The organism is Streptomyces botrytidirepellens (assembly GCF_003721215.1).
Lineage (GTDB): Bacteria > Actinomycetota > Actinomycetes > Streptomycetales > Streptomycetaceae > Streptomyces > Streptomyces himastatinicus.
Genome location: NZ_RIBZ01000803.1, coordinates 1 through 13,548 on the forward strand (window position 1 = coordinate 1; position 13,548 = coordinate 13,548).

10 protein-coding genes are annotated in these 13,548 nt (G+C 71.8%); 7 read left to right on the forward strand and 3 right to left on the reverse strand.

The features are described from left to right. Positions 1–2,086 (reverse strand): sensor histidine kinase (locus tag EEJ42_RS41185; protein ID WP_123107256.1); only part of this gene is annotated, 2,086 nt, incomplete at its 3' end. A 366-nt stretch (positions 2,087–2,452) separates the two neighbouring features. On the opposite strand from EEJ42_RS41185, the gene EEJ42_RS41190 reads away from it, so the two are divergent. Next, entirely contained in the window at positions 2,453–2,869 is a 417-nt protein-coding gene (locus EEJ42_RS41190) for a hypothetical protein (RefSeq protein ID WP_184503515.1), read from the forward strand. Here EEJ42_RS41190 and EEJ42_RS41195 read toward each other — a convergent pair. Together EEJ42_RS41195 and EEJ42_RS41200 are read right to left on the reverse strand one after the other, a co-directional pair. After that, the gene (locus EEJ42_RS41195; RefSeq protein ID WP_184503516.1) at positions 2,817–4,028 is read right to left on the reverse strand and encodes an NAD(P)/FAD-dependent oxidoreductase; all 1,212 of its coding nucleotides are present in this window, start codon (positions 4,026–4,028) and stop codon (positions 2,817–2,819) included. The two genes, EEJ42_RS41190 and EEJ42_RS41195, sit on opposite strands and share 53 nt — an antisense overlap. Continuing rightward, positions 4,028–4,366, reverse strand: coding sequence for a bifunctional 3-phenylpropionate/cinnamic acid dioxygenase ferredoxin subunit (locus EEJ42_RS41200; RefSeq protein WP_123107258.1), 339 nt, complete (start codon positions 4,364–4,366; stop codon positions 4,028–4,030). The genes EEJ42_RS41195 and EEJ42_RS41200 overlap by 1 nt, the downstream gene beginning before the upstream one ends. Positions 4,367–4,515: 149 nt before the next feature. Here EEJ42_RS41200 and EEJ42_RS41205 point away from each other — a divergent pair, with 149 nt between their 5' ends. The 6 genes from EEJ42_RS41205 (at position 4,516) to EEJ42_RS41230 (ending at position 13,506) form a co-directional block, all read left to right on the forward strand. Then, positions 4,516–5,313, forward strand: coding sequence for an IclR family transcriptional regulator (locus tag EEJ42_RS41205; RefSeq protein WP_123107259.1), 798 nt, complete (start codon positions 4,516–4,518; stop codon positions 5,311–5,313). A gap of 306 nt (positions 5,314–5,619) precedes the next feature. Beyond that, positions 5,620–6,705, forward strand: a complete 1,086-nt coding sequence (locus EEJ42_RS41210; protein WP_123107260.1) for an S-(hydroxymethyl)mycothiol dehydrogenase — start codon at positions 5,620–5,622, stop codon at positions 6,703–6,705. Next, positions 6,705–9,170, forward strand: a complete 2,466-nt coding sequence (locus tag EEJ42_RS41215; protein ID WP_123107261.1) for a GcvT family protein — start codon at positions 6,705–6,707, stop codon at positions 9,168–9,170. The genes EEJ42_RS41210 and EEJ42_RS41215 overlap by 1 nt, the downstream gene beginning before the upstream one ends. A gap of 97 nt (positions 9,171–9,267) precedes the next feature. Then, positions 9,268–10,425, forward strand: coding sequence for an aromatic ring-hydroxylating oxygenase subunit alpha (locus tag EEJ42_RS41220; RefSeq protein ID WP_123107262.1), 1,158 nt, complete (start codon positions 9,268–9,270; stop codon positions 10,423–10,425). Beyond that, on the forward strand, positions 10,422–11,891 hold the full coding sequence (locus tag EEJ42_RS41225; RefSeq protein WP_425473046.1) for an aldehyde dehydrogenase family protein: 1,470 nt from the start codon (positions 10,422–10,424) through the stop codon (positions 11,889–11,891). The genes EEJ42_RS41220 and EEJ42_RS41225 overlap by 4 nt, the downstream gene beginning before the upstream one ends. Positions 11,892–11,940: 49 nt before the next feature. Next, entirely contained in the window at positions 11,941–13,506 is a 1,566-nt protein-coding gene (locus EEJ42_RS41230) for an APC family permease (protein ID WP_123107264.1), read from the forward strand. Positions 13,507–13,548 lie beyond the last annotated feature (42 nt).

Genomic DNA, 13,548 nt, shown 5'->3' on the forward strand with positions numbered 1-13,548 from the left:
CCTCGCGGGCGCCGGACCGGCTGTCGGGCGCCTGCTGGTGCTGTTCGGCGGCGGGCGCGCTCACCACGGACGGGGACGGGCCGCGGGGCCTGCGCTGCTCGGGCAGGGCGCCGCCGCGCTGCCGCGTCCGTTGACGGCCGGTGTCGGCGTCCGAGCCGGGGTCGTCCACACCCGGGCCGTCCGGGCCGGACTCGGTGAGCAGGGCGGCCGGGATCAGCACGACGGCGGTGGTGCCGCCGTACGCGGAGGGCTGGAGCGAGACCCGTACGCCCTGCCGCTGGGCGAGCCGGCTGACCACGAACAGGCCGAGCCGGTCGGTGTCGGACAGCTCGAACTCGGGAGTCTCGGCGAGCCGGAGGTTGGCCTCCGTCAGGGCGTCGGGCGTCATGCCGAGCCCCCGGTCGTGGATCTCCAGCGTGAACCCCTTGGCGACCCGCTCCCCGTGCACCTGGACGGCGGTGTGCGGCGGGGAGAAGACGGTAGCGTTCTCCAGGAGTTCGGCGATGAGGTGGGTGAGGTCGCCGACCGCGGGGCCGTTCACCGCGATCCGGGGCAGCCTGCGGATCTCGATCCGCTCGTAGTCCTCGACCTCGGCGACGGCGGCGCGCACGACGTCCATCAGCTGGATGGGTTTGCGCCACTGCCGGGAGGGGGCCGCGCCGGAGAGGATGACCAGGCCCTCGGCGTGCCGCCGCATGCGGGTGGTCATGTGGTCCAGCCGGAACAGGTCGGCGAGTTCGTCGGTGTCCTCGGTGCGCCGCTCCATCGCGTCGAGCAGGGTCAGCTGGCGGTGCAGCAGCACCTGGCTGCGGCGGGCGAGGTTGACGAAGACGTCGGAGACGCCTTGGCGCAGTTCGGCCTGTTTGACGGCGGCCTCGACGGCGGCCCGCTGGAGGGTGTTGAGGGCGTGGCCCACCTGGCCCATCTCATCGGGGCCGTGCTGGAGGCGGGGCACCTCCCGCTCGACGTCGACGTGTTCGCCCGCGCCGAGGCGGCGCATGACGCTCGGCAGCCGGACGCTGGACGCCTCCTGGGCGTCGTTGCGCAGCCGGGACAGGTCGCGGACCAGGCCGCGGCCGATGCGGACGGAGACGAAGACCGAGAGGACGAAGGCGAGGAGGCCGAGGACGGCGGCGGCGCCCGCCTTGAGCAGGACGCTGTTGGCCACCGGGTCGATGCGCTTCTGGAGGCGGTCGGTGGCCTCGTCGCCCAGCCGGTCGTAGTCGTTGAGGACGGGCCCGGCCGCGTTCTCCCAGTGCTCCCGGTCCAGGGCGCCGATCGCCTGGCTCGGCTCCATGGTGGCCAGGATCTTGCCCTCGGCGATGCGCAGGGCCGCGGGGGCGGCGTTGGTGCGCCGGTAGTCGGCGAAGACCTTCTGCTCCGAGGCGGGCAGGATCGGCAGGTTGGTGTTGTAGAGCAGGGTGCGCTCGGCGATGAGGTCGGACATCGACTTGAGGTCGGCGAGCGTCAGCTTCCGTGCCGTCAGCGCGGAGACGTACAGGGCGTCCTCACGGGACAGGGCCTCCCGGGCGCGGATCATGGCGACCAGCGCGCGGCCCTGTTTGTCCAGGTCGGTGTCGGGTACGGCGTGCAGCGAACTGCGGAAGGCGTAACAGAGGTCGACGAGTTTGTTGTAATACTCATAGGCAGCGGTCCGCGAGGTACCGTTGTCCTCGACCTTCCGGCGCAGACTGTCGAGGCCTTCGGATGCCTTGAGGACGTCATCGAGCAGGCCCTCGGATTCGCTGTTCATCCGGTCGTTCACGGTGCTGTCCGACTGGGCGTCACGCAACCGTGCGATGGCCTCGTCGGTCTTGCGCTGCTGGGTGTGGAGCAGGGGCAGCGCGTCGGACTGGCGTGGGTCCGCGAGCAGGATCAGGGTCTGCCGGCGCTCCTGCTGGACGGCGTTCACGGCGTCCTCGGCGGGCTGACCGGCCTTGTCGATGATGGCGGAGGCGTCGAGCAGTTGCAGCGCCTCCCGGCCGGTGATCACTGTCGCGAAGGCCCAGATCGCCGTCAGCGAGACAAGCGGCACGAGCAACAGCGCCACGATCTTCCTGCGGATGGACTTCCCGCGAAAGCGCATGGCCTCCCCAACGTCGTCCCCGTGGACCGGGGCGGTGACTGATGTTCTCCGACAACGAGCGGCGCGAGCCTACTACTGAGGCCTGGTCATCCCGAAGGCTTGTCCGACCGCTTACGGGAACTCTCCACATTCGATGATCACCAGTTGTCCGATGATTATCGGACTTAACCCCCGTGGCATGGCACACCGACGGCCGGTCACGGTGTGCGCAGGGCCGGACACCGATGGCCGATTTTCCTCTCCCCACGGGAACCGCCGATCGCTGCCATTCGTGATCCAACAAGGCACACTAGGGGTGCATACGACCCAAGTCCCGCCATGTGTGACCGACCGGACCGGGGCAGCGCCGAAAGGGGTGGGAACGTCATGGACACCATGGACAAGGATCGCGACATCCCGGCACCAAAGGCCCGGCAGCTATGGACCGAGGAGCCCGCCCGCAGGCGGCGGCTGCCCGAACCGGTGCGCACCTCGGCGGTCCGGGCGGTCATCATCGTGGCGGTGACGCTGGTGCTGGCGATGGTGGCGGTGCTGTGCACGTTCGCCGGTTCGTGGTTCGCCTTCCCCGCCGTGCTCACCGCGGTGGCGAGCACGGTGGTGGCGACCTGGGGGGTGCTGGACGTATGGGTGACCCGGCAGGTGTGGAACCAGCGGTACGGGGTGGTCTCCCGGCCCAGCAGCACGGCGCGGGAGATGCGCCGGCAGCGCCGGCGGGCCCGTAAGGAGGCGGTCAGCGCACGGCGAGCCGGGGACCGCGGGCGAGCTCGCGGCGCAGCCGTGTGAAGGGTTTGGGCCGGTTGACGGCGAGGACGGCGGTGGGGATCGCGTCGCGTTCGTAGACGGCGAGGAAGCCACCGGCCGCGCCCGCGCCCGCACCCTCATCGGGATCGCCCTCTTCGATCCGGACGGTGTCGCCCGGCTCGCGCCGCCCGGCGAACTGGATGCGCGCGCCGTACTGGTCGGACCAGAAGTAGGGCAGCGCCCCGAAGGGCTCGACGGTGGCCCCGGCGAGCAGGTTGCGGGCGGCGACCGCGCCCTGTTCCGCGGCGCTGGTCCAGTGCTCGGCCCGTACGGTGCCTCCCGTACCGGGCCGGGCGAGGCGGGCCACGTCGCCGACGGCGACGACGCCCGGCAGCGCGGTGGCGCAGCCCTCGTCGCACAGCACCCCGTCGTCCAGGGCCAGCCCGGAGCCTTCCAGCCAGCCGGTGACCGGGCGCACCCCGACGCCGACGACCACCACATCGGCGGGCAGCACCCGGCCGTCGGCGAGCTCGACGCCGGTGACGCGATCGGTGCCGCGCAGGGTGGCGACCCCCGTGCCGCACAGCAGGGTCACGCCGTGCGCGGCGTGCAGAGAGGCGCACACCCGGGCCATGCGCTCCCCCAGTTGCGGGACGAGCGGCAGCGGCGCGGCCTCCACCACGGTGACGTCCAGCCCGAGGGCGGCGCAGGAGGAGGCGACCTCGGCGCCGATGAATCCGGCGCCGATGACGACCACCCGGGCCGCCCCCGCGCGCAGCTCGGCGCGGAGGCGGCGGGCGTCGTCGAGGGTGCGCAGGGTGTGCACCCCGGGCAGGGCGGTGGCGCGCAGCGTCCGGGGCGCGGCCCCGGTGGCGATGACGACGCCGTCGGTGCGCAGGGTGCGGCCGTCGGCCAGCCCGACCGTGCCGGACGCGGGGTCGAGCCGGTCGGCCCGGACGCCGAGCAGCCACTCGGCGTCCAGTTCGGCCTCGTCCTCGGGGTCGGTGAGGGCGAGCGGGCCGAGGCCGCCGTCGGGCTCGTCCTCGCCGGTCAAAAACTCCTTGGACAGCGGAGGGCGGTCGTACGGGCGGTGGCGCTCCTCGCCGACGATCACCAACCGCCCGTCGTAGCCCTGGTCGCGCAGGCCCCGCGCCGCGTGCAGCCCCGCGAGCGAGGCCCCGACGACGGTCACCGTCCGCATCATGCGACGGCTTCTTCCTGGGCCGCGGGCACCAGGGGGTGGACATAGAGCATTCCGTCGACCACCGTGACCGCATGCGTCCGTACCGGCTTACGGGCGGGCAGACAGGTGGGCATGCCGGAGCGCAGGTCGAACAGGGCGGCGTGCAGCGGGCATTCGACGTAGCAGCCTTCGAGCCAGCCTTCGGAGAGGGAGGCGTCCTGGTGGCTGCATGTGTCGTCGACGGCGTAGAACGCGCCCTCGGTGTGGAACACGGCGATGGCTGCGTGGCTGTCGCCGGCCTCGATGCGCACCGACTCGCCTTCCGGCAGATCTTGGATACGGCAGACGGGAATCATTGGCCCCCCTCACGTTGATCGGTACCATGCGTTGTTAATGGCGCATCGAAATGCGCGATGCGCAACAGAATCCAGATGAGGAGGGCAGCCGTCAAGAGTTGCCCGTCGAGAGGCCCCACTCGGAGCCGCCGGATGGTGAGATCAGACCCATGACGAACACGACCGAGGACCGGGCCGAGGACAAGCGGGGGGCCGCCGGGTCAGTGCAGTCGGTGGACAGAGCGGTCAGCGTTCTGGAGATCCTCGCCAAACTCGGCGAGGCCGGAGTGACCGAGATCGCCGATGAGCTGGGCGTGCACAAGTCCACCGCGTTCCGGCTGCTGGGCGTGCTGGAGAACCGCGGCCTGGTCGACCAGGAACGCGACCGCGGGAAGTACTACCTGGGCGCCGGGGTGCTGAGACTGGCGGGCGCGGCCGCCATCCGGCTCGACATCTCACAGGAGGGCGCCCCGGTGTGCCGGGCGCTGGCCGACGAGACCGGCGAGACGGCCAACATCGCGGTGCTGGACGGCGACGCGGCGGTCAACATCATGCAGGCCCGCGGGGCCGCCGCGGTGACGGCCTACAACTGGCTGGGGCGGCGCACCGCCCTGCACGCGACCGCCAGCGGCAAGATGCTGCTGGCCCACCTGAGCGGCGAGCGGCGGGAGCGGCTGGTGACGCGGAAGCTGCCGCGGTTCACCGAGCACACCATCACCACCTCGGCGGAGCTGCGGCAGCAGCTGGAGACCGCCGCCGAGCGCGGCTTCGCCTACTCGTGCGAGGAACTCGAGATCGGGCTGAACGCGGTCGCCGCCCCGGTGCGCGGCCACGACGGCGCGGTGATCGGGGCGATCGGCGTCTCGGGTCCGGTGTACCGGATGGCCCAGAGCCAGCTGCTGGATCTCGCCGAGCACGCCATGAAGACCGCCGAGGAGCTGTCCCGCCGCATGGGCTTCCCCGGCTGACCGAATTCCGTCCATCAACCACCCGAAGGGGCCGGATCCGATCCGGCCCCTTCGTCGTGCGCTGGGCGGGAAACCCGGGGTCAGCGCTGGTTTACGGACGGTTTACGCGAACCTCTTGACGCGCCGTGGAGACGGCTTTCAGGATGTCCCTCATCGCGCAACACGCCGCGCATTACGCAACTGGGGGGTAACCAGCGGCCGTTTCAACCGGCTTGGCTTCCCCGCTTCTTCCGAACACCTCATGCCAGCTCGTGCCAGCTCCCACGCACCGGTCCCTGCCAGCGCAGGAGAACAGAGGAGTGAGCCATGCCGCAAGAAGTCCGCGCCGTCGTCGCGCTGAAAAGGGGCGCACCCGTGGAGGTGCTGCCGGCCCTCGTGCCCGATCCCGGACCCGGCGAGGTGCTGGTGGGAGTGCAGGCGTGCGGGGTGTGCCACACCGATCTGCACTACCGGGACGGTGCGATCGGCGAGGAATTCCCGTACCTGCTGGGTCATGAGGCGGCCGGAATCGTCGAGTCGGTGGGCCCGGGGGTCACCGGGCTGGCCCCCGGCGACTACGTGGTGCTGGCCTGGCGCGCGCCCTGCGGCGGTTGCCGCTCCTGCCGCCGCGGCCGCCCCTGGTACTGCTTCGAGAGCCGCAATGCCGCCCAGCCCATGACCCTCGCCGACGGCACCGAGCTGAGCCCGGCGCTGGGCATCGGCGCGTTCGCCGAGAAGACGCTGGTCGCGGCGGGGCAGGCGGTGAAGATCGACCCGTCGGCCCGGCCCGAGGCGGCGGGGCTGATCGGCTGCGGGGTGATGGCCGGTTACGGCGCGGCGGTGCACACCGGCGGGGTGTCCAACGGCGACACCGTCGCGGTCATCGGCTGCGGCGGGGTCGGCAACGCGGCGATCGCCGCCTCCGCGCTGGCCGGGGCGCGCCGGGTGATCGCCGTGGACATCGACGACGCCAAGCTGGACCTGGCCACCCGCTTCGGCGCCACCGACACCGTCAACTCCCGGGGTACGGACCCGGTCGAGGCGGTCCGCGAGTTGACCGGGGGCGTGGGCGCCGACATCGTCATCGACGCGGTGGGCCGTCCCGAGACCTACCGGCAGGGCTTCTACATGCGCGATCTGGCCGGGACGCTGGTGCAGGTCGGGGTGCCGGACCCGGAGATGCGGATCGACCTGCCGCTGATCGACGTGTTCGGGAGGGGCGGCGCGCTCAAGGCGTCCTGGTACGGCGACTGTCTGCCCAGCCGGGACTTCCCGGTCCTGGTCGACCTCCACCTCCGCCGCAAGCTCGACCTGGACGCGTTCGTCAGCGAGACGATCACGCTGGACGAGGTGGAGCCCGCGTTCGCCAAGATGCAGCGCGGCGAGGTGCTGCGTTCGGTGGTGGTGCTGTGATGACCGGGACCGAAAAGAGGCACCAGCGCGTCGTCATCGTCGGCGCCGGGATCGTCGGCTGCTCGCTCGCCGACGAGCTGACGCAACGCGGCTGGACCGGGGTCACGGTCCTGGAGCAGGGACCGCTGCCCGCCCCCGGCGGCTCGACCTCGCACGCGCCCGGGCTGGTGTTCCGGACCAGCCCCTCCAAGACCCTCACCGAGTTCGCCGTCTACACGGTGGAGAAGTTCTCCGCGCTGGAGGTCGACGGGCTGTCCTGCTTCAACCCGGTCGGCGGTCTGGAGATCGCCACCAGCGAGGAGCGCTGGGCCGATCTGCACCGCAAAGCGGGGCTCGCCGCGTCCTGGGGCGTCACGGGCGAACTGCTCTCCCCCGCCCGGTGCGCCGAGCTGTGGCCGCTGCTGGACCCGGAGAAGATCCTGGGCGGCTTCCACACCCCGGACGACGGGCTGGCCCGCGCGCTGCTCGCCTGCCGCGCCCAGATGGAGCGGGCCACCGCGCGCGGCGCCCGCTTCCTGGAGCGGCACACCGTCACCGGCATCGAGCAGGAAGACGGCCGGGTCACCGCGGTCGTCACCGACCGGGGCACCTTCCCCGCCGACATCGTCGTCTCGGCCGCCGGGTTCTGGGGTCCGCTGATCGGTGCGATGGCGGGGGTCAACGTCCCCCTGCTGCCGCTCGCCCACCAGTACGCGAAGACGGCGCCGCTGCCGGAACTGGCCGGGGTGAACGACCCGCGCACCGAGGCGAGCCGGCCGCTGCTGCGCTTCCAGGACCGCGACCTGTACTACCGCGAGCACACCGACCGCATCGGCATCGGCAGTTACGCACACCGCCCGATGCCGGTCGACCCGGCCGCCGTGCCCGCCTACGACGACGCCCCGGTGATGCCGTCCTCGCTGCCGTTCACCGAGGAGGACTTCGCGCTTAGCTGGGAAGACAGCGTCGGGCTGATCCCGGCACTCGGCGGAAGCCGCGTCGAGGAGGGGTTCAACGGGGTCTTCTCCTTCACCCCCGACGGGATGCCGGTCATCGGCGAGTCCCGCGAGGTGCGCGGCTTCTGGCTGGCCGAGGCGGTGTGGGTGACCCACTCCGCGGGCGTCGCCAAGGCCGTCGCCGAGTGGATGACCGACGGACGGCCGTCCATGGACGTCCACGAATGCGATCCGTACCGCTTCGAGGACGCCCAGACCTCCCCCGCCTACATCGCCGAGCGGGGCGCGCAGAGCTTCACCGAGGTGTACGACGTCATCCATCCGCTCCAGCCGATGGAGCGGCCGCGCCCGCTGCGGGTCAGCCCCTTCTACGGGCGCCAGCGGGAGCTGGGCGCGTACTTCCTGGAGGGTGCGGGCTGGGAGCGGCCGCACTGGTACGAGGCCAACGCCCCGCTCGCCGAGGGGATCGAGGTGCCCGAGCGCGACGCCTGGTCGGCCCGCTACTGGTCGCCGATCGCCGCCGCCGAGGCGCGGGCCACCCGGGAACGGGTCGCGCTGTACGACATGACCCCGCTCAAGCGGCTGGAGGTCACCGGCCCCGGCGCCCTGGACTTCCTCCAGCGCATGACCACCAATCAGCTCGCGAAGAAACCGGGGGCGGTCACCTACACCCTGCTGCTGGACGAGGCCGGGGGCGTACGCAGCGACCTGACCGTCGCCCGCCTCGGCGAGAGGCGCTTCCAGGTGGGCGCGAACAGCGGCATCGACCTGGACTGGCTGCTGCGCCACGCGCCCGACGACGTCCACATCGCCGACATCACGCCCGGCACCTGCTGCGTCGGGGTGTGGGGCCCGCTCGCCCGGGAGCTGGTCCAGCCGCTGACCCCGGACGACTTCTCGCACCAGGCGTTCGGCTACTTCAAGGCCCGGCGGACCTACATCGGCCATGTCCCGGTGACCGCGATGCGGCTGAGCTACGTCGGTGAGCTGGGCTGGGAGCTGTACACCAGCGCCGATCTCGGCCTGCGGCTGTGGGACACGCTGTGGGAGGCCGGGCAGCGGCACGGGGTGATCGCCGCCGGCCGCTCCGCCTTCAACAGCCTGCGGCTGGAGAAGGGCTACCGCGCCTGGGGCCACGACATGACCACCGAGCACGACCCGTACGAGGCGGGCGTCGGCTTCGCCGTCCGGATGAACAAGGGCGACTTCCTGGGGCGTGCGGCACTGGAGGGCCGCGGCGAGGAGACGGCGCGGCGCAGGCTGGCCTGTCTCACCCTGGACGACCCGGCCGCGATCGTCCTGGGCAAGGAGCCGGTATACGTCGAAGGGGAGGCTGGCGTGGCGGCCGGCTATGTGACCAGCGCCGCGTACGGCTACACCATCGGCCGCACCGTCGCCTACGCCTGGCTGCCCGCCGCGGCGGCCGTCCCCGGAACCTCCGTCCACATCGAGTACTTCGGCGAGAAGGTCCCCGCGACCGTCGCCGCCGAGCCCCTCTTCGATCCGGGCATGGAACGCATCCGCCGGTGACCCCTCGTGCCGCCGCACCGGTCCCGGCCCCATCCGCATCGACTCTTTTCGACCCCCCGTCGGCTGACCGCCGTCGCGCCCCCTTACGGAGAATCCCATGACCGTGGCTCCCGAGTCCCCCGCCGCCACGTCCCCCAGCCTGATCACCACCCTCCCCGGCCACTGGTACACCTCCCCGTCGGTCTTCCGGCGGGAGCAGGAGCACCTGTTCGAGGCGATGTGGTTCTGCGCGGTGCGCAGCGCCGACCTGGACCGGCCGGGGGCGTTCCGCACGGTGCAGGTGGGCCGCGAGAGCGTGCTGATCACCCGCAACCGCGCCGGTGAGCTGCGCGCGTTCCTCAACATCTGCCGCCACCGCGGCGCCCGGCTGTGCACCGAGGAGTCGGGCACGGTGCGGCGCTCGCTCCAGTGCCCGTACCACGCCTGGACGTACGACCTGGACGGACGGCTGACCGCCGCCCCGAACCTCCAGAGCATGCCCGATGTGGACCGCACCGAGCGCGGGCTGCTGCCGGTGCGGCTGCGCGAATGGCTGGGCTACGCCTGGGTGTGCCTGGCCGACGAGCCGCCGTCGTTCGAGGAGACCGTCGTCGGGGCGGTCGCCGAGCGGCTCGGCGACGCGGAGGCCGTGGAGCGGTACGGCGTGGCGGGGCTGTCGCTGGGCCGCCGGATCGAGTACGACATCAAGGCCAACTGGAAGCTGATCGTCGAGAACTTCATGGAGTGCTACCACTGCGCGACGATCCACCCCGAACTCACCGAGGTGCTGCCGGAGTTCGCCGACGGCCTGGCGGCGCAGTACTTCGTGGGGCACGGTGCCGAGTTCGCCGAGGAGGCCCAGGGGTTCACGGTGGACGGCAGCGCGGGCTTCGACCGCATCACCGGCATCGCCGACGAACAGGACCGCCGCTACTACGCGATCACCGTGCAGCCGCAGGTCTTCATCAACCTGGTCCCCGACCATGTGATCTTCCACCGGATGTTCCCGCTCGCCGCCGACCGCACGCTGGTCAGCTGTGACTGGCTGTACGTACCGGACGTGGTGGCGTCGGAGCGGGACCTGTCGAAGTCGGTCGAGCTGTTCCACCGGGTCAACACCCAGGACTTCGACGCCTGTGAGCGCACCCAGCCCGCCATGGACTCGCGCGCGTACCGCCGCGGCGGGGTGCTCGTGCCCAGCGAACACCACATCGGCGCGTTTCACCGATGGGTGACCGACCATGTCCCGACCCCGGAAGCGGAGGAATGCCCGTGAGGGACCTCTTCATAGGAGGCCAGTGGACCGGGGCGATCGACGAACGCACCCGGGAGATCAGGTGCCCGGCCGACGGCACGCTGGTGGCGGTCGTCGACGAGGGCGGCGGCAAGGACGCGGCCGAGGCGGTGGCCGCCGCCCGGCAGGCCTTCGACCACGGCCCCTGGCCGCGCACCCCGGTCGCCGCCCGCGGTGATCTGCTGCTGCGGGTCGCCGGTCTGCTGGCCCGCGACAAGGCGGCGATGGCCCGCGCGGAGTCCCTGGACACGGGGAAGCGGCTGGCGGAGAGCGCGCGGGACGTCGACGATGTGATCGCGTGCTTCCGCTACTACGGGCAGCTGGTGCGCACCGGGGCGGACCGGGTCGTGGACACCGGTACCGAGGACGCCGTCAGCCGCGTCGTGTACGAACCGGTCGGGGTCTGCGCGCTGATCACCCCGTGGAACTATCCCCTGCTCCAGGCCGCGTGGAAGGTGGCGCCCGCGCTCGCCGCGGGCAACACCTTCGTCCTGAAGCCCAGCGAGCTGACCCCGTCCACGGCCGTCGCGCTGGTCCGGCTGCTGGAGGAGGCGGGGCTGCCGGACGGGACGGCCAACCTGGTGCTGGGGCCGGGCGCCGAGGCGGGCGCCCCGCTCACCGACAACCCGGATGTGGACCTGGTGTCCTTCACCGGGGGCCTGCGGACCGGGCGCCGCATCATGGCCGCGGCCTCCCACACGGTCAAGCGGACCTTTCTGGAACTGGGCGGCAAGAACCCCAACATCGTGTTCGCGGACGCGGACTTCGACACGGCCGTCGACTACGCGCTCACCGCCGTCTTCCACCACTCCGGGCAGGTCTGCTCGGCGGGGGCCCGGCTGCTGGTGGAGGACCCGGTGCACGACGCCTTCGTGGAGGAGGTGGTGCGCCGCGCCCGCGGGATCCGGCTCGGCGGGCCGTTCGACGAGCGGGCCCAGGCCGGTCCGCTGATCTCGGCCGCGCACCGGGCCAAGGTCGAGGCGTACGTGGCCACCGGGCTCGCGGAGGGCGCCCGGCTGCGCTGCGGCGGCTCCCGCCCGGACGATCCGGAGCTGGCGGACGGCTTCTACTACCGGCCGACGGTGCTCGACTCCTGCCACAGCGGGATGTCGGTGCTGGCGGACGAGTCCTTCGGGCCGGTGCTCACGGTGGAGCGTTTCGGCTCGGAGGAGGAGGCGATACGGCTCGCCAACGACACGGTGTACGGGCTCGCGGGGGCGGTGTGGTCCGGCGACGAGGAGCGGGCGCAGCGGGTCGCGTCCCGGCTGCGGCTGGGCACCGTATGGATCAACGACTACCTCCATCCGACGCTTCCGCAGGCGGAGTGGGGCGGGTTCAAGCAGTCCGGGACGGGGCGGGAACTGGGGCCGAGCGGGCTCGCCGAATATCGGCAGGCGAAGCACATCTGGCGCAACACCCGCCCCAGGCCCCAGGGTTGGTTCACCTGACCCGCGCGGGGCCCGTGACCCGTGCGGGGCCCGCCCGCCCGATAGGGGAGTGTCCACCGTGTCCGCTTCGCAGGATGACGCCGAACTCACCGAGTTCGGCTACCGCCCCGAACTGAAGAGAACCCTCGGCAGCTTCCACACCTTCGCCGCCGGGATCAGCTACATCTCCATCCTCACCGGCACCTTCCAGCTCTTCTACTTCGGCTTCGCCCAGGGCGGACCCGCCTACTGGTGGTCCTGGCCCATGGTCTTCGCCGGACAGCTCATGGTGGCGCTGTGCTTCGCGGAGCTGGCCGCCCGCCATCCGGTCGCCGGTTCCGTCTACAACTGGGCGAAGCGGCTGGGCAACCCGCACGTGGGCTGGCTGGCCGGGTGGATGATGCTGGTCGCCTCCATCGTGTCGCTGGCCGCGGTCGCCCTCGCCTATCAGCTGACGCTGCCGCAGATCTCCTCGGCGTTCCAGTTCATCGGGGACGGCTCCGGTACGTACGACACGGCGACCAACGCGGTGCTGCTGGCCGCGGTGCTCATCCTCTTCACCACGCTGGTCAACGCCTTCGGGGTGAAGCTGATGGCCCGGATCAACACGGCCGGGGTGTTCCTCGAACTCATCGCCACCGTCGTGCTGATCGTCCTCCTCGCCGTCCATGTGGTGCGCGGCCCGGACGTCGTCACGGAGACCGCGCACACCGGTTCCGGGCAGAACCTCGGCTATCTGGGCGCCTTCCTCACCGCCTCGCTGGCCTCCGCGTACGTCATGTACGGCTTCGACACGGCGGCGTCCCTCGGCGAGGAGTCCCTGGACCCCTCGCGCAACGCGCCGCGGGCGATCCTGCGCGCGCTCATCGCCTCGTTCGTGCTGGGCGGGCTGATCCTGCTGCTGGCGCTGATGAGCGTCGGGAGTCTGACCGGCGAGGGGCTGACCACGGACGGCCTCCAGTACGTGGTGCTGGACGTGCTCGGGCCGACGGTCGGCAAGGCGATGCTGTGGTGCGTGCTGATCGCGGTGACGGTGTGCGCGCTGGCGGTGCACACGGCGGCCGTGCGACTGGCGTTCGCGATGGCCCGGGACACCAACCTGCCCGCCGCGTCGCTGATGGCCCGGGTGAGCCCGCGGTTCAAGACCCCGGTGCTGCCCGCGGTGATCGTGGGCCTGCTCGCGCTGGGGGTGCTGGCCGTCAACATCCGTCAGCCGCAGATCTTCTCGGTGGTGACCAGCATCGGGATCATCATGATCTACGTGGCGTATCTGCTGGTCACGCTGCCGATGCTGGTGGCCAGGGTGCGGGGGCGGTGGACTCCGGCGGGTGAGGGGCGGTTCTCGCTGGGGCGGTTCGGGCTGCCGGTCAATGTGCTCGCGGTGCTGTGGGGCGCGGGCATGACCCTCAACCTGGCGTGGCCGCGCGAGGCGGTCTACAACGCGGCTCCCCCGCACCACTGGTATCTGCGCTGGGGCGCGTTCCTCTTCGTGGGGACGGTCGCGCTCGGCGGCTTCGCCTACTACTGGTTCGTCCAGCGCCACCGTACGGGCGTGCTGGCCGAACACGCGGCGACGCCCGGGACGGACACCGGCAGTGACGCCGACAGCGGCTCCTCGGCGGCGGCCAAGGTCTAGCGGGGGCGGAGCGCGGAGGGAGCGGCCCACGCGGTGGGGGCC